At 75.4% G+C, this 20,177-nt stretch carries 17 protein-coding genes; 12 read left to right on the forward strand and 5 right to left on the reverse strand.

Annotated features, from left to right (window positions below; genetic code table 11):
• Positions 1-76: 76 nt before the first annotated feature.
• Entirely contained in the window at positions 77-1,012 is a 936-nt protein-coding gene (locus tag LC193_RS00910; RefSeq protein WP_226070337.1) for an EamA family transporter, read from the forward strand.
• 13 nt (positions 1,013-1,025) lie between these two features.
• Here LC193_RS00910 and LC193_RS00915 read toward each other — a convergent pair whose 3' ends face one another.
• Positions 1,026-1,688 carry a ThuA domain-containing protein gene (locus tag LC193_RS00915; protein ID WP_086161754.1) on the reverse strand — a complete coding sequence of 221 codons (663 nt, stop codon included), beginning with the start codon at positions 1,686-1,688 and terminating at the stop codon, positions 1,026-1,028.
• A gap of 222 nt (positions 1,689-1,910) precedes the next feature.
• Between LC193_RS00915 and LC193_RS00920 the strand changes: the two genes are divergently transcribed.
• Together LC193_RS00920 and LC193_RS00925 are read left to right on the forward strand one after the other, a co-directional pair.
• Complete coding sequence (locus LC193_RS00920) at positions 1,911-3,017, forward strand: DUF2332 domain-containing protein (protein WP_226070339.1); 1,107 nt, start codon at positions 1,911-1,913, stop codon at positions 3,015-3,017.
• A 14-nt stretch (positions 3,018-3,031) separates the two neighbouring features.
• The gene (locus LC193_RS00925) at positions 3,032-3,460 is read left to right on the forward strand and encodes a PPOX class F420-dependent oxidoreductase (protein WP_226070341.1); all 429 of its coding nucleotides are present in this window, start codon (positions 3,032-3,034) and stop codon (positions 3,458-3,460) included.
• Positions 3,461-3,493: 33 nt separating this feature from the next.
• On the opposite strand, the gene LC193_RS00930 is transcribed toward LC193_RS00925, so the two are convergent.
• The gene (locus LC193_RS00930) at positions 3,494-4,168 is read right to left on the reverse strand and encodes a nuclease-related domain-containing protein (RefSeq protein ID WP_226070343.1); all 675 of its coding nucleotides are present in this window, start codon (positions 4,166-4,168) and stop codon (positions 3,494-3,496) included.
• A 103-nt stretch (positions 4,169-4,271) separates the two neighbouring features.
• On the opposite strand from LC193_RS00930, the gene LC193_RS00935 reads away from it, so the two are divergent.
• Entirely contained in the window at positions 4,272-4,673 is a 402-nt protein-coding gene (locus LC193_RS00935) for an NUDIX hydrolase (RefSeq protein ID WP_086161750.1), read from the forward strand.
• Positions 4,674-4,719: 46 nt separating this feature from the next.
• On the opposite strand, the gene LC193_RS00940 is transcribed toward LC193_RS00935, so the two are convergent.
• Positions 4,720-6,528: an ABC transporter ATP-binding protein gene (locus LC193_RS00940; RefSeq protein ID WP_226070345.1), complete on the reverse strand. Its 1,809-nt coding sequence runs from the start codon at positions 6,526-6,528 to the stop codon at positions 4,720-4,722.
• A gap of 138 nt (positions 6,529-6,666) precedes the next feature.
• Between LC193_RS00940 and LC193_RS00945 the strand changes: the two genes are divergently transcribed.
• The 5 genes from LC193_RS00945 (at position 6,667) to LC193_RS00965 (ending at position 11,016) form a co-directional block, all read left to right on the forward strand.
• Positions 6,667-8,253, forward strand: a complete 1,587-nt coding sequence (locus LC193_RS00945) for a phytoene desaturase family protein (protein ID WP_226070347.1) — start codon at positions 6,667-6,669, stop codon at positions 8,251-8,253.
• 100 nt (positions 8,254-8,353) lie between these two features.
• Positions 8,354-8,770, forward strand: a complete 417-nt coding sequence (locus LC193_RS00950; protein WP_226070349.1) for a DUF2267 domain-containing protein — start codon at positions 8,354-8,356, stop codon at positions 8,768-8,770.
• A gap of 17 nt (positions 8,771-8,787) precedes the next feature.
• Complete coding sequence (locus LC193_RS00955; RefSeq protein WP_226070351.1) at positions 8,788-9,309, forward strand: DUF5709 domain-containing protein; 522 nt, start codon at positions 8,788-8,790, stop codon at positions 9,307-9,309.
• Between the two features lie 113 nt (positions 9,310-9,422).
• Entirely contained in the window at positions 9,423-10,259 is an 837-nt protein-coding gene (locus tag LC193_RS00960) for an SGNH/GDSL hydrolase family protein (RefSeq protein WP_226070353.1), read from the forward strand.
• A 289-nt stretch (positions 10,260-10,548) separates the two neighbouring features.
• Positions 10,549-11,016, forward strand: a complete 468-nt coding sequence (locus LC193_RS00965) for a GNAT family N-acetyltransferase (protein ID WP_226070355.1) — start codon at positions 10,549-10,551, stop codon at positions 11,014-11,016.
• A 75-nt stretch (positions 11,017-11,091) separates the two neighbouring features.
• Here the strand turns inward: LC193_RS00965 and LC193_RS00970 are convergent, their stop codons facing one another.
• Together LC193_RS00970 and LC193_RS00975 are read right to left on the reverse strand one after the other, a co-directional pair.
• Complete coding sequence (locus LC193_RS00970; RefSeq protein ID WP_226070357.1) at positions 11,092-11,676, reverse strand: PH domain-containing protein; 585 nt, start codon at positions 11,674-11,676, stop codon at positions 11,092-11,094.
• Between the two features lie 110 nt (positions 11,677-11,786).
• Complete coding sequence (locus tag LC193_RS00975; RefSeq protein ID WP_226070360.1) at positions 11,787-12,728, reverse strand: oxidoreductase; 942 nt, start codon at positions 12,726-12,728, stop codon at positions 11,787-11,789.
• 165 nt (positions 12,729-12,893) lie between these two features.
• On the opposite strand from LC193_RS00975, the gene LC193_RS00980 reads away from it, so the two are divergent.
• The 3 genes from LC193_RS00980 to LC193_RS00990 all read left to right on the forward strand — a co-directional run bounded on the left by LC193_RS00980 (position 12,894) and on the right by LC193_RS00990 (position 20,141).
• Positions 12,894-13,568: a TetR/AcrR family transcriptional regulator gene (locus tag LC193_RS00980; protein ID WP_226070362.1), complete on the forward strand. Its 675-nt coding sequence runs from the start codon at positions 12,894-12,896 to the stop codon at positions 13,566-13,568.
• A 353-nt stretch (positions 13,569-13,921) separates the two neighbouring features.
• On the forward strand, positions 13,922-15,748 hold the full coding sequence (locus LC193_RS00985) for an amino acid adenylation domain-containing protein (protein WP_226070364.1): 1,827 nt from the start codon (positions 13,922-13,924) through the stop codon (positions 15,746-15,748).
• A gap of 16 nt (positions 15,749-15,764) precedes the next feature.
• The gene (locus LC193_RS00990) at positions 15,765-20,141 is read left to right on the forward strand and encodes a non-ribosomal peptide synthetase (protein ID WP_226070366.1); all 4,377 of its coding nucleotides are present in this window, start codon (positions 15,765-15,767) and stop codon (positions 20,139-20,141) included.
• Positions 20,142-20,177: the final 36 nt, after the last annotated feature.

A 20,177-nucleotide genomic window follows, 5' to 3' on the forward strand; every position in this document is an offset into this window, starting at 1 on the left:
AGTTCAGCGCTGCTGAAGCGTTCAGGCAAGAAAGTTTCGCTGGTGTACCCGGTCGGGCGCACGGGATGCTTCAGCCATGCGTCCGGTCCATCTGCTTCTCGCCGTGCTCGTCGCCGCCGTATGGGGCGTCAACTTCGTCGTGATCGAGGTCGGTCTCGAACACTGCCCTCCCCTGCTCTTCTCCGCGCTCCGCTTCCTGGTGGCGGCCGTGCCCGCCGTGTTCCTGCTGCCGCGCCCCGACGTGGCGTGGCGGTGGATCGTCGGGGTCGGGCTCGCGCTCGGCGTGGCCAAGTTCGGTCTGCTGTTCGTCGGCATGGAGGCCGGAATGCCGGCCGGGCTGTCCTCGCTCGTCCTCCAGAGCCAGGCGGTGTTCACCCTGCTGATCGCCATGGCCGTGCTGGGCGAACGCCCCGGCGGGCGCCGGGTGGCGGGCATGGCCGTCGCGGCGGCCGGGGTCACGGTGGCGGCGGTGGACGAGGGCCTGTCCGGCCCGGTGCTCGGCTTCGCGCTGGTCATCGCCGCCGCCGCGTTCTGGGGCGTGTCCAACGTGCTCACCCGCAGGGCGGCACCCGCGTCCGCGCTCGGCTTCATGGTGTGGGTCAGCCTGGTGCCCATCGTGCCGCTCGCGCTGCTCTCGGTCCTCGTCGAGGGGCCGCAGGCGAACGTCGACGCGCTGCGGGGGCTCGGCTGGTCGGGGCTCGGCGCGGTCGCCTACGTGGCGTGGGGGGCGACGCTGTTCGGCTTCGGCGCGTGGGGGTACCTGCTGCGCCGTTACGACGCGTCGCGGGTGGCGCCCTTCTCGCTGCTGGTCCCCGTGTTCGGGATGAGCGCCGCCGCGCTGCTGCTCGGCGAGCAGGTCTCCGCGGCCCGCTGGCCCGCCGCGCTCCTGCTGATCGGCGGGGTCGCCCTGGCCACGCTCCCCGGTCGGCGCCGGCCCGCGGAGGCGGCACGCGGGGCGCGGGAACCGGACCCGCGCGGCGGGCCCGCACCCGTGCTCGCGGCACGGGAGTGAGGATGCCCCGCCGTCACGCCAGCCGGGCCGCCCAGGTCAGGCCGCCCAGGAGGTGACGGCGGAAATCCGGGTCCGCGAACGATTCCGAGGTGTGGCCGAGCGCGGTGTAGAAGGACCGCCCGCCGGCCAGCTCGTGGCACCACACGAGGGGGTGGTCGACGCCCATCCGGCCACCGGTGTACGTCGTTTCGTCCGCCGTCGCGAGCACGCGGACCCGACCGCGCGGGTTGACCGAGAAGTTGTACCACTCGTCGGTGAACTCCCAGCGGTCACCGAGGTGCGCGGTCGCCGGGTGGTCGTGGTCCTCGACCACGACCACGCCCGGCTGGAGCTCGGGGTGCCCGTCGAAGACGGCACCGACGCAGTCCTCGCCGAACCACGGCCAGCCGTACTCGGTGGTGGACGCGCCGTGCACCCCCATGAAGCCCCCGCCGTCCGCCAGGTGGCCGCGCAGGGCCCGGCGCGCGTCGTCGGTCAGGACGTCGCCGCTCGTCGAGAGGAACACCACGGCGGCGCTGCCCGGCAGCGCCGCGGCCAGCTCGCCGGGGTCCTCGGTGGCCGTGACGCGCATGCCGTGCTCACCGCCCAGCTGCCGCAGCGCCTCGACGCCGTCCGGGATCGAGTCGTGCCGGAAGCCGGTGGTACGGGTGAAAACGACGATGTGGGGAGCGCTCATGACTCCCCATCGTAGGCGGGGCCTTCGCGCCCGGCCCGGAGCCCTCGCGCCGGCGTCGCCCGGGCCGGCCGCCGGGCATGCCATGAGCACGCCCATCCCGGGCACGGGTTACAGGACGGCGACCGGACCGGTGGAATATCACACGGCATATTCCCCTGGCAGGTCTTCCACTGGCCCCCCGCAGGACCCCATGATCGTGGACACCCCCTGGGAGGAGTATGGATGCCCCGCGAACACGTCGCCGAGATCTTCGTCCGGCAGGCACGGGCCTGTGAGCGCCTCGGTTCCCCGCTGTACGCGGCGCTGATGGCGCGGGCGGCGGGCGATGTCCGCGACGGCGGGCCCTGCGCGCGAGTCCTGGCGGGCCATGTGGACACCGCGGCCGAGGACGCGCTGCCCCTGCGCCTGTTCGGCGCCGTGCACGCGCTGGCGCTGACGGGCCGGGCGCCCGCGCTCGCGGCCCACTACCCGAGCGCGGGCGGGCAGGCGCCCGAGCCGCGGCACGCGGACGAGGCGTGGGCGGCCTTCCGGGAGGCGGTCGACGCGGAACGGGAGTGGATCGCGGGCTGGTTGGAGCGCCCGCCGCAGACCAACGAGGTCGGGCGCGCCTCCCTGCTCCTCGCCGGGCTGCTGTACGCGGTGCCCACGGCGCAGCTGCCGGTCCGGCTGTTCGAGCTGGGGTCGAGCGCGGGCCTCAACCTGCGCGCGGAGCAGTTCCGTTACGCCGCCGACGGCTACGCGTGGGGGCCCGTGGACTCGCCGGTCCTGCTCACGGACGCCTGGGAGGGCGGGGTGCCCGACTGGCTCGCCGCGGGCGCCGCCAGGCACCAGGCGCTGCGGATCGTGGAGCGGCGCGGCTGCGACCCCTCGCCCATCGACCCCCTGTCCGCCGAGGGCTCGCTGGCCCTGCGCTCCTACGTGTGGGCCGACCAGCCGCGCCGGCTGAAGCGCCTCGACGGGGCGCTGCGCATCGCCGCGAAGGTGCCCGCGACGGTCGAGGCCGCCGGGGCGGCGGAGTTCCTGTCGGGGGTGGAGCTTGAGCCGGGCACGCTGACCGTTGTGTGGCACTCCATCATGCGGCAGTACGTGCCGCGCGAGGAGTGGCGGGCGGTGCGGCGGGAGCTGGACCGGCTCGCGGCGGCGTCGGGGCCCGACGCGGGCTTCGCCGTCATCGCCTTCGAGCCCCGGGAGGACGACGCGGACACCGGCCCCGGGGCCGGGGAGCCGGACTTCCGCCTGACGGTCCGGTGCGGGACCGGGCCCGAGGAGGTGCTGGCCACGGCTCATCCGCACGGCCTGCCCGCCCGTTGGTGGCGCGCCCGGGAATGACCCAGCATGGCCCCATGAGCTACAGGATGACGAAGGACGACGTGCTGCGCTTCCTCGGCACGGGCACGCGGACGGCGAAGCTGGCCACTGTGCGGGCCGACGGTTCGCCGCACGTCTCGCCGGTGTGGTTCGTGGTCGACGGAGAGGACCTGGTCCTCACGACCGGCGCGGACACGGTCAAGGGGCGCAACCTGCGGCGCGACCCCCGCGTGTGCGTCTGCGTGGACGACGAGGAGCCACCGTTCGGGTACGTGATGGTGCGCGGCGACGCGGAGCTGAGCGAGGACCCGGACGCGCTGCGCACGTGGGCCACGCGGATCGGCGGCCGGTACATGGGCGAGGAGCGGGCGCGGGAGTTCGGGGCGCGCAACGCGGCGCCGGGCGAGCTGCTGGTGCGGGTCAGGCCGCGGCGGGTGGTGGCCGAGGGCGGGCTGACGGAGTGAACGGCCCGCCGCCGCGGGCGGGCGGACGCCGGCTCAGGCGTGCCGCCACGTCCCGCGGTCCCTGGCGGCGGAGTGCAGTGCCTCGACCCCGGCCGGTGTGAGCACGCCCCCACGGCCGCACAGCCCGGCGAGCGCGGCCTCGTCCAGCACCTCGACGTCGCGCGGCTGCTCCCCGGCCGTGATCCGGTGGGCGGCCACGCACACCAGGACGGCGCGCACGCCGACCGGGTGCCCGCGGGCGCGGCCGAGCGCGTGGGCGGCGCGCGTCGCGGCCCTGCGGCTGAGCCGCACGTGCGGCTCGGCGCGGCGGCCGTCGACGCGCACGACGTCCTCGCCCACCTCCACGCGCGCCCCGTCGAGCGGCACCGACCGGATCGCGAAGACCCCGCCGGGGCCGATGGCGAGGTGCGGGAGGTCGGCTCCCCCCGGCAGGGGCACGGAGTGCAGCACCCGCCAGCCGGCCGGGCCGAACGCGTCGAGCACCGCGCCGGCCCGCTGCTGCGCGCGCAGCGCGGCCCGCAGGGCGTCCGCGTCGGCCGACCTGCGCAGCAGGCGGTCGCGGGCGGCGCGCAGCCGCCCGGTGGGCAGCGCGGCGACCTGGCCGTGCAGGGTCTCGCCCGGCCGGTTGGGCGCCAGGTCGTCATCGGGGTGCAGCCACAACGACCCGCCGGGGGCGGGCGGGTGGCCGCGGTGCTCCGGATGGTCCATCGTTCCCTCCCTCGTCCATGACATCATCGTGCGGCGCCGGGGACGAGAGGACGCCCCCGCGCGGGAGGTGCGGCACGGCCGCAGGGAGCGGAGGGGACGGACAGTGACGCGGCTCATCGACACCGTGGCCTGGGTACTCGTGGAGAACGGCCGGATCCTGGGGGCGCGTTCGCGCGGCAGGGAGCTGTTCTACATCCCCGGCGGCAAGCGCGAGCCGGGCGAGAGCGACGTCCAGACCCTGGCCCGCGAGGTGCGGGAGGAGCTCGCGGTGACGCTCGACCCGGAGTCGGCCGTGCACGTCGGGACCTACACCGCGCAGGCCGACGGCCACCCGGAGGGGACGCTGGTGCGGATGGCCTGCTACACGGCGCGGCACGAGGGCGAGCCGCGGGCGAGCGGCGAGATCGAGGAGATCGCGTGGCTGGCGTTCGCCGACCGGCACCGCACGGCGCCGGTGGACCACGCGGTGTTCGACGACCTGGCGGGCGCGGGCCGGCTGCGCTGAGCCGCGCGCCGGGCGTGTGCGCCCGGCGGCGCGCGCCCGGCGCGGCTCACAGCGCGGGCGAGGGCTCGGCGCCGTCCGGGTCCATGGCGGCGTCCCGCGCGACCAGGCCGGCGTACAGGCCGCCGAGTGCCATCAGTTCGGTGTGCGTGCCGAGTTCGGCGACGCGGCCTCCGTCGAGAACGGCGATCTGGTCGGCGTCGCGGACCGTGGACAGCCGGTGCGCGATGGTGATGGTGGTGCGGCCCGCGGCGAGCGCGTCGACGGCCCGCTGCACCGCGCGCTCCGTCGCGGTGTCGAGCGCGCTGGTCGCCTCGTCGAGCACGAGCACCGGCGGGTCCCGCAGGATGGTGCGGGCCAGGGCGAGCCGCTGCTTCTCGCCGCCGGAGAAGCGGTACCCCCGCTCCCCCACGACCGTGTCGTAGCCCTCGGGCAGGGCGGCGATGTGGTCGTGGATGTGCGCGGTGCGGGCCGCCGCCTCGATCTCCTCGCGGGTCGCGTCCGGCTTCGCGAACCTCAGGTTGTCCGCGACCGAGGCGTGGAAGAGGTACGTCTCCTGGGAGACGACCCCGACGGCGCGGGCCAGGCTGTCGAAGCTCAGGTCCCGCACGTCCACGCCGTCCAGCGTCACGCGCCCCGCCGTCACGTCGTACAGCCGCGGCACCAGGTACCCGAGGGTGCTCTTGCCCGCGCCGGTCGGGCCGACGATCGCGAGGGAGCCGCCGGCCGGGACGGTCAGGTGCACGTCGTCGAGGGCGGGCGGCCCCGCCGGGTCGTAGGCGAAGGTCACGTGCTCGAAGGCGACCTCGCCGCGGGCCCGGTCGAGGTGGGCGGGGTCCGCCCGTTCCGTGATGTCGGGCCGCAGGTCCAGGTACTCGAAGATCCGCTGGAAGAGCGCGAGGGACGCCTGGATGTCCACGCCGGTGGACAGCAGGGACACCGCGGGCCGCAGCAGCCCCTGCTGGAGGGTCACGAACGCGACGAGGGTGCCGATCGAGGGCGGGGTGCCGCCCAGGGAGAACATCACGCCGGCCGACCAGTACAGCAGGGCGGGGATGGCCGCCATGATCATGCCGATGGTGGCCATGCGCCAGCGGCCGGCCATGCTGGCCCGGATCTCAAGACCGGCCAGGTGCCGCGACTGGCTCGCGAAGTCCTGGGCGAGCGCTTCGGCGCGGCCCATCGTGCGGCCCAGCAGGATGCCGCTGACGGAGAGCGACTCGGTCACCGTCGCGGCCATCGCGGCCATCTGCCGCTGCCGCTGGGTGGTGATCCGCCGGCGCTCCCGGCCGACGCGCCGCGCGATCCACACGAAGCCGGGCAGCAGCGCGAGCGAGACCAGGGTGAGCCGCCAGTCGAGGGCCAGCATCGCCACCACGGTGGCGACCACGGCGGTGAGGTTGGAGACGAGCGACGTCGCCGTCGAGGTGACCGTGGCCTGCATGCCGCCGATGTCGTCGGCGATGCGGGACTGGACCTCGCCGGTGCGCGTTCTGGTGAAGAACGCGAGGGGCATCTGCTGGAGCCGCGTGTACACGGCGGTGCGCAGGTCGTGCATGACCTGCTGGCCGACCGTGGTGGAGATCAGGGTCTGGAGGACGCCGAAGACGCTGCTGGTCACGGCGGTGGCGATCATGCCGAGCGCGAGCAGGGCCAGCAGGCCCGTGCGCTGCTCGGGCAGCGCCACGTCGATGATCTCGCGCAGCAGGAACGGGGTGGCGACGGCGACCAGCGAGGAGGCCCCCACCAGCAGGCCGACGACGGCGAGACGGCCCCGGTAGGGGCGGAACAGCCGCAGGATGCGGCGGACGCGGGGGGCCGGCGGCGCGCCACCGGCGGGGGAAGGGTCGTCGGGCATGGGCTCCTTTCGTCGAGCGGTCGGCACCCACCCTACGGCGGCGCGCTGACACCGCAGGAGTCGTCGGGCGGGCCGCTGCGGGAGCCGGGGGCGGCCGTGCCCCTGGCCGGACGCGGGCTCCCGTGTTAGGCAGGGGGCATGCCGGTCGCCAGCACGTACGACGCCGTGATCGTCGGCGGTGGACACAACGGACTCGTCGCCGCCGCCTACCTCGCGCGCGCGGGGCGGCGCGTCCTGCTGCTCGAACGCGCGGCGCGCACCGGCGGCGCGGCCGTGTCCGACGAGGTGTTCCCCGGCGTCGCCGCGCGCCTGTCCCGATACGCCTACCTGGTCAGCCTGCTCCCCCGGCGCGTGGTGGACGACCTGGGCGTGCGCACGGCCGTGCGCGCCCGCCCGTTCTCCTCCTACACGCCCGCCGTGCGCGACGGGCGGCCCACCGGGCTGCTGATCGGCGGCGGCGAGGACCGCACCCGCGCGGCCCTCGCGCGGCTGACCGGCTCGGACCGCGAGTACGCGGCCTGGCGGCGGTTCCAGGCGATGACGGCCCGGGTGGCCGAGCGGGTGTTCCCGACGCTCACCGAGCCGCTGCCCACCCGCGCGGCGCTGCGGGCAGCGCTCGGGGACGGGCCGGCCTGGGAGGCGCTGTTCGAGCGACCGGTCGGCGAGGTGATCGAGGACACGTTCGCGGACGACCTGGTGCGGGGCGTGGTGCTGACGGACGCGCTGATCGGCACGTTCGCGTCGGCGCACGACCCCGGCCTGGCGCAGAACCGCTGCTTCCTCTACCACGTCATCGGGCAGGGCACCGGTGCCTGGCAGGTCCCGGTGGGCGGCATGGGGGCGCTGACCGACGCGCTGGCCGCGGCGGCGCGCGCCGCGGGCGCGGAGATCCGCACCGGGCACGAGGTGACGTCCGTCGCCACCGACGGCACGACCGCCGAGGTGGCCTTCCGCGACACGGCGGGGCTCGCCGGCGAGCGCGCGGTGGGCGCGCGGCACGTCCTGGTCAACGCCTCGCCGCACGTCCTGGCCGCGCTGCTCGGCGAGCCCCCGCCGCCGGCGGCCGAGGGCGCGCAGTTCAAAGTCAACATGCTGGTGCGGCGGCTGCCCGCGCTGCGCGATCCGGCCGCGGACCCGCGGGAGGCGTTCGCCGGCACGTTCCACGTCGCGGAGGGCTACCGGCAACTGGAGGCCGCCAGGCGGCAGGCCGCGGCGGGCGACCTGCCCGCGACGCCCCCGAGCGAGATCTACTGCCACACGCTGACCGACCCCTCCATCCTCGCGCCCGAGCTGGCGGCCGAGGGCTTCCAGACGCTCACCCTGTTCGGCCTGCACACGCCGGCCCGGCTGTTCCGCTCGCCCGGCCGGAGCAACGAGGCGGTGCGCCGGGAACTGCTCGCGACGACGCTCGCCGCGTTCGAGGAGCACCTGGCCGAGCCGCTCGCCGGGTGCCTGGCGACCGACGCGGAGGGCCGGCCCTGTGTCGAGGCGCGCACGCCGCTCGACCTGGAACGCGACCTGGCCCTGCCGGGCGGCCACATCTTCCACGGGGACCTGTCCTTTCCGTGGGCCGAGGACGACGCCGACCTCTCCACGGGCCCGGCGCGCTGGGGCGTGGCGACCCGGCACGCGAACGTCCTGCTGTGCGGGGCCGGCGCGGTGCGCGGCGGCGGGGTCAGCGGCATCGGCGGGCACAACGCGGCCATGGCCGTCCTGGGCCGCTGAGCCGCCGGCCCGTGCGGGGCACGGACCCGCCGGTCCGCCGCCGGCCGGTTTTGCCCGCGGGTGCGCGGGAACCCGAGCCGCGAGCCGAGGGGAGGCGATCATGCAGCACGACGAGTTCATAGGACAGGTTCAGAACCGCGCCCGGCTCGACAGCCGCGGCGCGGCCGAGGCCGCCACCAGGGCGAGCCTTGAGACCCTTGCCGAGCGCATTCCGCCGTCGCTGGCGGAGAAGCTCGCCGCGCAACTGCCGCGCGAGATCGGGGAGCACCTGCTGCGGGTGGCGTACGCGCCCGACCTGCCGGCCACCGGGGTGCGGATGAGCCGGGAGGAGTTCTTCGACCGGGTCGCCCAGCGGTCGGGCGCGGATCTGCCGAAGGCGGTGCACGAGGCGCGTTGCGTCGTCGAGGTGACCGACGAGGCGACGGTCGGCGCCCTGGCGGGCAAGGTCCGCGGCTCCCTGGACGACGAACTGGCCGATGTGCTGTTCGCGGGCAGTTCCGGCCCGTCGGCAGCCTGAACCGAAGGGAGGGCGGCATGTCCGACGACAGGTCGGGGGCGCCCGACGCGGCGCTCGACGACGACATCATGGGCGACGAGGTGTACCAGCCGCCCGACTACGAGACCCGCGACGATCCGGTGGACGTCGACCTCGACAACGCGCTCGGCCAGAAGGACCAGGACGAGACGCTGGACGAGGGCTACTCGCCGCCGGAGAAACCGCTGGCCGTCAACGACCCCGCCACCACGGCGGCCGGGCAGCGCGAGCGGGAGACGCTGGATGAGCGGCTGTCCGAGGAGGTGCCCGACGTCTCGGCGCCGCCTGGCGACGGGATCGGCGACCACCCGGGCATGGCGGGCGAGCCGCTGGCCGCCGAGCTGTCGGGCGAGGACCGGGCGGGCCGCCTGGTCAGGGACGACAACGAGACCCTGCGCCGCACCGACGGCATCGCCGCCTCCGACGTGGGCATCGACGGCGGGGCCGCCGCGGCCGAGGAGGCGGCCATGCACATCGCGGAGGACGAACAGGAGGAACGGGCCGAGGACTTCGGTTCCTGACCCGCGAACGGGCCGGGCTGCCGGACCGTTCCGCTCGCACGGGCCCGGGCGCGGCTGCCGCGTCCGGGCCCGGCCGGTGCCCCGGCCCGCCGCTGGTTACGATGGCGGGTGCCATGGACAGTGCACCGGAGATCCGCAGTTTCGTCGCCCTGGGCGATTCGTTCACCGAGGGAATGTCCGACTTCCTGCCCGACGGCACCTACCGGGGCTGGGCCGACCTGCTCGCGCAGCGGCTCGCGGCCCGCAGGGCCGGGTTCCAGTACGCCAACCTCGCCGTGCGCGGGAAGCTGATGCGGCAGATCGCCGAGGAGCAGGTGCCGGCCGGCGCCGCGATGGACGCGGACCTGGTGACGCTGGTCGGCGGCCTCAACGACGTGCTGCGCCCGCGCTGCGACATGGCCGAGGTCTGCGGGCTGCTTGAGGAGTCGGTGGCCCGGCTCGCGCCGGCCTGCCGGCGGCTGGTGCTGATGCGCAGCCCGGGCCGCAGGGGGCCGGTGCTTGAGCGCTACCGGGGCCGGATGGAGGCGTTGTTCTCGTTCATCGACACGCTCGCGGCCCGGTACGGCGCGCACGTGGTCGACCTGTACGCGTCGCGGGCGCTCGGCGATCCGCGGCTGTGGGCCGACGACCGGCTGCACCTGACGACCGAGGGCCACCAGCGGGTGGCCGAGGCGGTGTGGCAGCACCTGGGCCACGAGCCCGCGTTCGACTGGGACACGCCCCTGCCGCTGACGGCGCCCGGCAGCTGGGTGGCGCGGCGGGGGGCGGATCTGCGGTTCGCCCGCGAGCACCTGCTGCCGTGGGTCGGGCGGCGGCTGACGGGCCGCTCCTCGGGTGACGGCCGGGCGGGCGCCCAGTTCAGCGCCGAGTTGGGCAGGGCCTTCTGGGTCACTCCCGCGGACCACACGGACCCCGGCCCGGTGACGGACTGGCGCCGGGTGGGGCACTGATAGTGCCGTAGCAGGCAAGGTCCGCCCTGTGATGTGACGCGCCGTCGCGGGTGCCGTGCCGGGCGGCGCGTGGCCGTCACCCTGCCCGGTTGGCAGAACGAGTACGTGTGTACGTACATCTGGGCGGACCGCCAGTCCGACACTGAGCGCAGGTTCTGACCGGAATTCCGTGAACGCTCTTGGCGGGGCCGGAGCCGGTCAGATTTCGATCGGAACGGTCAACGCTGGGGTAGGGCGCCGCGACGGGAAGTCTGTTGACGAGGAGGCACCGTCTGGCGAGGGTGGCCGGATGACCAAACCCGTCACCCTGCGCGTGATCACCGACCTCAACCGACCTGCGGTGCTGGACCTGCGGGTGGCCGCCGGACAGGAGGGCTTCGTCGACGATGTGGCCTCCTCGCTGCGCGAGGCCGCCGAGCACCCGGAACTCGCGCCCTGGGCGCGAGCGGTCTACGCCGGGGAGCGGCCGGTGGGATTCGTCCTGCTCGCCGACGGTGTGGCCGAAGGCAATCCGGACGTCCCCTGGCCGTTCTACCTGTGGCGGATGCTGATCGACGGCCGGTTCCAGGGCCGTGGGTACGGGCGGGCGGCGCTGGACGCGGTGACCGAGCACCTGAGGTCCCGGCCGGACGCGCGGGAGTTGGTGACCAGCGTCGTGCCGGGGAAGGGTTCACCCTTGGGCTTCTACGTGCGGTACGGCTTCGCCGAGACCGGCGAGGTGTTCGACCACGAGCAGGTGCTGCGCCTGGCCCTGTAGCAGCCGTAATGGGGTCCTTCCCGCCACCCACCACCGCCGCCCGGCCGGCCGGCAGCCGGCCGCGGCGCCGTCCGGTCAGCCGACGAACAGGAAGAACGCCAGCGTCAGGAGCACGACCGCCGGCCCCACCGCGTTGAGCACCAGCCGCAGCCGGCGGCGCCGGACCTGGGCGGCGTCGGCCTCCGGCGAGGGCGTCCACTGCGGCCCGCGCAGTTCCTCCCAGGCGTGCCGCACCAGTTCGACCTCCTGGCGGAAGACCGGCTGGTTGCCGTCGAAGTACAGCAGCTGGATCCGGCGGCCGTCCCGCGCGTAGGCGTAGGCGAGGTCGGCCGGAGCGCCGAACAGCGGCGACGCCTCGGCGTTCGGCTCGGCGCGGATCTCGTTCAGCTCCGCCCAGCGCAGCCGCCTCGTCACCAGCAGGCCGCGCACCCGGATGCCGTCGAGGTCGACGTACGTCCCGGAGCGGCGCAGGGCGACCACCTGCCAGGCGAAGAGCGCCGCGGACAGCACGGGGACCACCACTTGCAGCGCGGGGGGTGTGTCCCCGGTGGCCCACAGCGTCACCGCGACCAGGAACAGCCCCACTCCCGTGGCCCCGAGCGCGATGGTCCGCGGGCGGGTGACCAGGTGGTACTCGCGAGGCAGCGACTCGGCGCTCATGGGCGCCTCCTACCCGGGCGGGCGAGCCCCGGGCGAACGGCGGAAGACTCGGAGTCGTCGAGGGGATGACATCGCCGGGGGCCGGCGCCCCCACGCCGGACGGACGTGCTCTAGAGGGCGGACTCGGCTCCGGGGTCGAAGGGGATGCCGGTGAGCTGTTCGCTCGCCGCCCACAGCCGCCTGCCCTCCTCGGGGTCGCCGGCGCCTTGGGGAAGCTTGGCGGGCTTGGGGGTGCCGGAGGTCTGGTCGCGCCCCGCGGGCCCGATGAACTGGCCCGACCGGGCCTGCGGGCTGGTCGCCGCGTACAGGGAGGGCCAGGCGGCGCCCTCGGCCGAACCCATGAGCAGGCGCGCGGCGACCGTGGTGACCACGCGGCTCAGGGCGCCGCTGCCGTGCCGCTGGAGGCCGGTCATGGCCGCGCCCGGGTGGACGACGAGCGCCTTGAGCGGGCTGTTCGCGGTGCGGCGCGCGAGTTCGATGGTGTAGACGACGTTGGCGCGCTTGGACCTGGCGTAGGCGCTCATGCCGCGGTAGCCCTTCTCGCTCATCAGGTCGTCGAGCCCGCCCATCCGCCACCGCGCCGCGGCGGCGCTGACGGTGACCACGCGCGGTGCGGAGGAACGGCGCACGGCGGGCCAGACCTGGGCGTCGAAGGCGAAGTGGCCGAGGTGGTTGGTGCCGACCGTCATCTCGAAGCCGTCGCGCGTGGTCCGCCGCTCGGGCAGGTTCATCACGCCGGCGTTGTTGAGGAGCAGGTCGACCGTCTCGGTCTCGGCGACGCGGGTGGCCGCGTCGCGGACGGAGGAGAGGTCCGAGAGGTCGAGCACGAGCGTGTCCGCGCGGGCTCCTGGCGTCGCGGCGCGCACGGCCTCCGCGGCCCGGTCCAGCTTGGTCCCGCTGCGTCCGGCCAGGATGACGCGGGCCCCGTGCCGGGCGAGCGCGCGGGCGGTCTCCAGCCCGATCCCGCTGTTCCCGCCGGTGATCAGCGCGGTGCGGCCGGTCTGGTCGGGGATGTCGTCGGGGGTCCAGTGGGTCATCGCTGTCACGCTCATCGGTTCGCTGCTTCCTGTGCTCGGTCGTGCGGCACTCGGGCGCCGGTCCCCGGTGTGCGGCCGAGGACCCGCCGCGTTTCAGACCGGCGGTCTGTTGTGGCGCGGCCCCAACGTAACGGACCGCCGGTCTGCTGTCAAAAGACCGGCGGTTTGTAGCATGGGGGCATGACGACCTTCCAGCGCGCACGCAGTGAGGAGCAGCGCGAGATCCGGCGCCGGGCCGTCCTCGACACCACCGCCGCCATGCTCCGGGAGATGCCCGTCGGCGACGTCAGCCTGAACGAGCTGAGCCGCCGCGTGGGGCTCGCGAAGTCCAACGTGCTGCGCTACTTCGAATCCCGTGAGGCGATCCTGCTCGAACTGCTCGACCGTGCCTGGCGGCAGTGGGTGGCCGACCTGCCCGCCCTGATGGACGCCGGCATCGATCAGGACGCCCCGGTGAGCCGGCGCGGAGAGCAGTTCGCCGCCGTCGTCGCGGACTCCCTCGCCGAACGCCGGGTGCTGTGCGACCTGCTGAGCGCGCAGGCGGGCGTGCTGGAACACAACGTCTCCCCGCGGGTCGCCGCCCGCTCCAAGCACGCGGCCGTGGCCAACGTCACCGGCATCGCCGCGCTGGCCCGCCGGCACCTCCCCGAGCTGGGCGACAGCGCACCGCGGTTGACCGCGGCCATGATCATGGCCGTCGGTGCCGTGTGGACGCACGCACGGCCCTCCCGGGCGATGCTCGCCGCCTACGAGGCCGACCCCTCACTCACCGCGTTCAAGCTGGACTTCGCGACCGCCCTCCAGGACATGCTGGCCACGCTCACCGCGGGCACCATCGCCCGCGCCTCCGCCTGACCCTGGGACCCATGGCGCATGAGGCAGCCAGGCCCGCGGCCCGCCTCGTTCGGGCTGAACGGCCGTCATGCGGCGGGCCCCGCGCCTCGTCGGGGGCGGTCCCGCCGGCACAGGGCTCGCCCCCGCCGTCGACGTGCGGCGTGACGACACCGCAACGGATAAGTCGGCGGCCGTTGTTACGCTGACCTGGCCGCCCGGCGGCAGGTGGCCGGCTCGTGCCTCAGCGGCCGTGCGCCGACCCGGCCACCGGCACGGGCCATCGGCCCACCCGCCCGAGGACCGGAAGCCAACGCCCGCCGCGTCCGTCGCACTTGGCGCCTCTGCCCAGCAGCGGCGCGTCATCAGGAGGTCCCGTGCCCGTTTCCTCGTCCGCCTCGGCCGGGAGGACCGCGAAGGCCGCGCTGGAGATCGTCGCCGAGGTGCTCGGCGTTCCCGAGGCCCACGGGACCGACAACTTCTACGACTTCGGCGGCTCCTCCCTGCACGCCATGCGGATCTGCGCCCGGCTCGCGAAGGACCTGGGGGTGCAGGCCGCCCCCGAGGCCCTGTTCGAGGCGGACACCCTCGCCGATTTCCTGGCCGGGCTCGCTCCGGGCGCGACCGGCCCGGCGGCACCCGCCGCCGGGCGAATACCTTCCCCCCACGCCCAGCGGACACCCACCGCCAGGCGCTCCCTGCCCGCCGCCGTCACCGACCAGGCGCGTCTGCGTCCCACCGCTCTCGCGCTGGTCTGCGGCGACGAACGCGTCGACTACGCCACCCTCGACGCCGCATCGGACACCTACGCCAGGGAGTTGACCGAGGCCGGGGTGCGTCCCGGCGCCGTCGTACCGGTCCTGCTGCCCCGCTCGCCCCGGCTCGTCGCGGTGCTGCTCGCCGTGCTCAAGTGCGGTGCCGCCTACGCCGCCCTGGACCGGCGCTGGCCCGACCGGCGGATCCACGACATCGTCTCCCGCCTGCGTGCCCCCGTGGCGGTGGCCGAGGACGGCAGGCCGCGGGCGTGGGCCCCGCCCGCCGCGGAGAACCTGGCGCAGGCGGCGGCCCGGCGCACCACCGCGCCTGAGGTGGCCGTCGCCCCGGACGACCCCGCCGCGGTCTTCTTCACCTCGGGCAGCTCCGGCGTTCCCAAGGGCGTGCTGTCGCCCCACCGTGCGACCACCCGCCTCTTTCCCCCCGACGGCGCCCCGTTCGCGGACTTCGGTCCCGGCCGGGTGGTCCTCCAGGCGGCCCCGGTCTCCTGGGACGCCTTCAGCCTGGAGCTGTGGGGCCCGCTGACGAGCGGCGGCACCTGCGTGATCGCCCCTTCCGACTACCTCCTCCCGGACGCACTCGCCGATCTGGTCGCCAGGGCCGGCGTGGACACCGTGTGGCTGACCGCGTCCCTGTTCAACCTCTTCGTGGACGAGGAGTCACCGGACCGCCCCTGCTTCGCCGGCATCCGGCAGGTCCTCACCGGCGGTGAGCGCATGTCGTCCGCGCACGCCGGCCGCTTCCTGGCCCGCTACCCGGAGACCGTGCTGGTCAACGGCTACGGGCCGGTGGAGAGCTGCGTGTTCGCCACCGCCCACCGGGTCACCGCCGCCGACTGCGCGCGCGCCGAGGACATACCCGTGGGCGTGCCGGTGCCTGAGACGACCGTGCACATCCTCGACGGCGACCGCCCCGCCGCGCCCGGCGAGCCGGGCGAGATCTGCCTGGCCGGGGACGGCCTGGCCCTCGGCTACCTGGACGACGCCGAGGCCACCGCCGCGTCCTTCGTCACCCTCGTCCTCGACGGCTCGCCCACTCGCCTCTACCGGACCGGCGACCTGGGCGTGCTGGACGCCGAGGGAACGCTGTCCTTCCGCGGCCGGACCGACCGGCAGGTGAAGATCGCCGGCCACCGCGTGGAGCCGGAGGAGATCGAGACGGCCGCGCGCCGCGTCCCCGGCGTCCGCGAGGCGGCTGTCGTCCCGGTGCCCGCGCCCGCGGGGGGCTACGAGGGCCTCGCGCTGTTCTACACCGCACAGGACAGGAGCGGGGACGGCGACGGGGAGGACTCCCACGCGGCGGCCGTGCGTCGCGCCCTGGCCGACGCGCTCCCCGCCGCCCTGGTGCCCCGTACCGTGCGGCGCCGCGCGTCCCTGCCCACCACGGACAACGGCAAGCTCGACCGCCGCTCCCTGTCCGCCTGGCTCTGACCGAGGACCACACCCCATGCCGTACGACCTGCCCAGCCGCCCGAGCTACCCGATGTCCTCGGAACAGGAGTCGATCTGGCTCAACGACCAGTTCCAGACGGGGACTTCCCGCTACGTGGAGTCCTGGGCGTACCGGCTGCGCGGGGCCCGCGTCGTGCCGGCCGCCGTGCGGGCCGCGCTGGACGGCATCGTCGCGCGGCACGAGGCCCTGCGCAGCCGCCTGCACCTCGTCGACGGCGAGCCGCGCCAGACGGTGCTCCCGCCGGGACCGGTCGGCCTTGAGATCCGCCGCGTCTCCCCCGGCCAACTGCCGGCCGCACTGACCGAGGCGGCCACCCGGCCGGTGTCCCTGGACCGGCCGCCGCTGCTGCGGGCCACCCTGCTCCACCTGGACGCCCACGCGGGCGAAAGCGCCGGCGGAGGCGGCGACCACGACGCGGTCCTGGTCGTCGCCGTCCACCATGCCGTCATCGACGGCTGGTGCTGGAGTCTGCTGGACACCGAGTTCAGCGCCCTCTACCGGGCGGCCCTGGACGGCTCGGACCCCGGCCTGCCCGAACTCCCCGTGCAGTTCGGCCCGTACGCTCAGGCCCGCCCCGCCCCCGCCCGGACCTCCCTGGAGTACTGGCGCCGCACACTGGCCGGAGCGCCGCCGGAGTCCTCCTTCCCCACGGACCGGCCACGCCCCGCCGTGCTCGGCGCCGGCGGCGACCGCGTGGAGTTCACCCTGGGGCCCGACCTGGTCAAGGGGGTGCGTGCGCTCGCCCGGCGGGCCCGCACCACGCCGTTCACCGTGCTGGCCACCGCCCTGGGCGCGCTGCTGGCCCGGTCCTCGGGCCGCGATGAGGTGGTCATCGGTACACCGGTCTCCCGGCGGGACGAAGAACGCCTCGAACCGATGCTGGCCTGCCTCACCGACGTCATGCCGCTGCTCCAGCGCCTCAGCCCCGACGCCTCCTTCGCCGAGCTCACGGCCAGGACCAAGGCCGCGGTGTGGGACGCCGTACGGCACCGCGACGCCTCCTTCTCCGACCTGGTGCGCGACCTGCGGGTGGAGCGGTCCACCGGCCGCTTCCCGCTCTTCCAGGTGGTGTTCGGCCTCGACGACGCCCCCGCCCCGGCCCTCGACCTGCCCGGCGTCACGGCCGAGCGGCTGTACGTGCACGGGGGAACGTCGAAGTACGACGTGTTCCTGCACATGGTTCCGGAAGCGGGCGGCCTGCGCGGCTACTGGGAGTTCTCCACCGACCTCTTCGACCGCGTCACAGCGGAACGGCTCACCGGCCGTCTGACGGCGCTGCTGGCCTCCGCCGTCGCCGACCCCGACCGGCCGCTGGCCGAGCTGGACGTCCTGCCTCCCGAGGAGCACGCCCTTCTCAAGCAGTGGACGCACGGCCCGGCGCCCGCCGGCGACCTGCCGCTCGCCCACGAGGCCGTCGCCGCCCAGGCCCGCCGCACCCCCGACGCTCCCGCGGTCGTCCACGGGGACCGGACGCTCACCTACGCCCAGTTGGAGGCAGCCGCCGCGAACGTCGCCGCCCACCTGGTGGCCCTGGGCGCGGCGCGCCGGCCCGTCGGGATCTGCCTGCGCCGCTCGCCGGACCTTGCCGTCGCCGTTCTCGGCGTGCTCAAGGCGGGCGGCAGCTACCTGCCGCTCGACCCCGACTACCCCGCCGACCGCATCGCCTTCATGGCCGCCGACAGCGGGATCGGGACCGTACTGACCCAGCGCGACCTGGTGGACCTGCTGGGCCGGCTGGGCACGGCAGGCGCCGAGCCCGTCGTCGTGGACGGCCTTCCGCCCGCCCCCGCCGTGCCGCTGCCCGCGGCGGGCCCGGACGACCTCGGCTACCTGATCTACACCTCGGGATCGACCGGCCGCCCCAAGGGCGTGGCCATGCCGCACCGCGCCCTGGCCAACCTGCTGGCCTGGCAGCGGGACCGGTCCGCCGCGGGCACCGGCACACGCACCCTGCACTTCACCCCGCTCAGCTTCGACGTGGCCTTCCAGGAGCTGTTCGGCACCTGGGCCACCGGCGGCACCCTGGTCATGGTCGACGACGACGCCCGCCGCGACCCGGCCCGCCTCCTCGACATCCTCGCGGCCCGGCGGGTGCAGCGGCTGTTCCTGCCGTTCGTCGCCCTCCAGCAACTCGCCGAGTACGCCTGCGCCACCGGGCGGACCCTGCCGGAGCTGCGCGAAGTGGCCACCGCGGGCGAGCAGCTGTTCGCCACGCCCGCCCTGCGGGAGTTCTTCCGCTCGCACGCCCCCGGGGCCGTGCTCGACAACCACTACGGCCCCTCCGAGACCCACGTCGTCGTCGCCGAGCGCCTCGCGAAGGACCCGGCCGCCTGGCCGGACCTGCCTCCCATCGGCCGCCCCGTCGCGGGCGCGCGGGTACTCGTGGTGGACGGGGCACTGCGACCGGTCCCGCCCGGGACGACGGGCGAACTGTGCGTCGCGGGCCCCGTTCTCGCCGACGGCTACCTCGGCCGCCCCGACCTGACCGCGGAGAGGTTCGTCCTGCGCGAGGGCACCCGGTTCTACCGCACCGGCGACCTGGTCCGGCACCTCCCCGACGGCCGCCTGGCGTACCTGGGGCGCGGGGACGACCAGGTCAAGATCCGCGGGCACCGGGTGGAGACCGGGGAGGTCGAGGCCGTGCTGCGGGCGCTGCCCGGGGTGGCCGATGCCGCCGTGGTGGCGCAGGACCTCCCCTCCGGGCGCCGGCTCGTCGCGCACTACCTCACGGCCGCCGACGACGCGACCGCCCCCCGCCCCGCCGCCGTGCGGCAGGCGCTGGCGGAACGCCTCCCCGCGTACATGGTCCCGGCCGCCGTCCTGAACCCGGAGAGCTTCCCCCTCACCCCCAGCGGCAAGCTGGACCGCGCCGCCCTGCCCCGCCCGGAGGACTCCGACACCCAGCCGGAGTCGCCCGCGGCCTCCGCCGCGCCCACCACGCCCACCGAACACCGGATCGCCCGGATCTGGAGCGACCTGCTGGGCGTCTCCCGCATCGGCGTCCGGGAGGACTTCTTCGCCCTGGGCGGCCACTCCCTGCTGGCCACCCGGCTCGTGCTCGCGATACACCGGGACCTCGGCGTGCGGATCCCGCCCGGCGCGGTCTCCGCCTCCGCGACGGTCGCCGCGCTGGCCGCCCTGGTCGACGGGCGCGACGGGAAGGACGGGAACGACGGCGCGGGGCCGGTCGCGGGAACCCTCGACCTGCCCGCCGAGGTCCGCCTGCCCGCCGACGTCGTTCCGGCGCCTGGCGCCGCCCCGGCGGCGCAGGCCCCGGCGCGGGTCCTGCTCACCGGCGCCACCGGCTTCCTCGGGGCCTTCACCCTGAACGCCCTGCTGGAGCGCACCGACGCCACCGTGCACTGCCTGGTGCGCGGCAGCGATCCCGAGCACGCCGCGCAGCGGCTGCGCCTCGCCCTGGAGACCTACGGACTGTGGGACGAACGCCGCGCCCGCCGGGTCACCGCGGTCCACGGCGATCTCGCCCGGCCGTCGCTCGGCCTGTCCGATGACGCCTTCGACGACCTCGCCCGCACCGTGGACGCCGTGCACCACGTGGGGGCGGCGGTCAACCTCGTCTCCTCCTACGGACAGCTCAAGGCGGCGACCGTCGACGGCACCGCCGAGATCCTCCGGCTGGCCGCGCGCCACCGCACCGTCCCGGTCCACCACGTCTCCACCGTGGGCGTGTACGCGGGCACGTCCCCGCACCCGATCGGTCCCGAGCACCCGACCGGGCCGCCGGAAGCGCTGGAGCACGGCTACACCCGGAGCAAGTGGGTGGCGGAAGGGCTCGTCGAACAGGCCCGCCGGCGTGGACTGCCCGTCACGATGTACCGGCCGACCCGCATCGCCGGCCACAGCCGCACCGGCGCCTGCCAGACGGGCGACTACCTGTGGCTGATGCTCAAGGGCTGCGTCCAGGCGCAGGCCGCCCCCGCCCCGGTGGACACCGCCTTCGACCTGGTGCCGGTGGACCACGTCGCCGATGCCGTCGTGGCGCTCTCCCTGCTCCCCGGCACCACAGGACGGACCTTCCATCTCGCCGCGGGCCGGCTGCTGCGGCTGGAGACGGCGCTCGACTGGCTGCGGGCCATGGGCCACCACCTGCCGGAGGTCTCCCCGGAGGCGTGGCTGGACCGCATCGGCGCCGACCCCGCCAACGCGGCGTTCCCGCTCCTCGGCACGCTGGCCGCGGAACTGACCGGCGGCGGTTCCGAGGGCAGCCTGACCTTCGACCCCACCGCCACCGACACCGCGCTGGCCGCGACGGACGTGGCGCGCCCCGCGTTCGACCGGGAGCTGTTCGGCCGCTGCGCCGCCTACCTCACCGCGGCGAAGTGGTTCCCCGAACCCGGCGCGGCGCACTGACAGGCGGCGCCGACGCGGCCGGGCGCCCGGCGCCCG

This window comes from Streptomyces marincola (assembly GCF_020410765.1).
GTDB lineage: Bacteria > Actinomycetota > Actinomycetes > Streptomycetales > Streptomycetaceae > Streptomyces > Streptomyces marincola.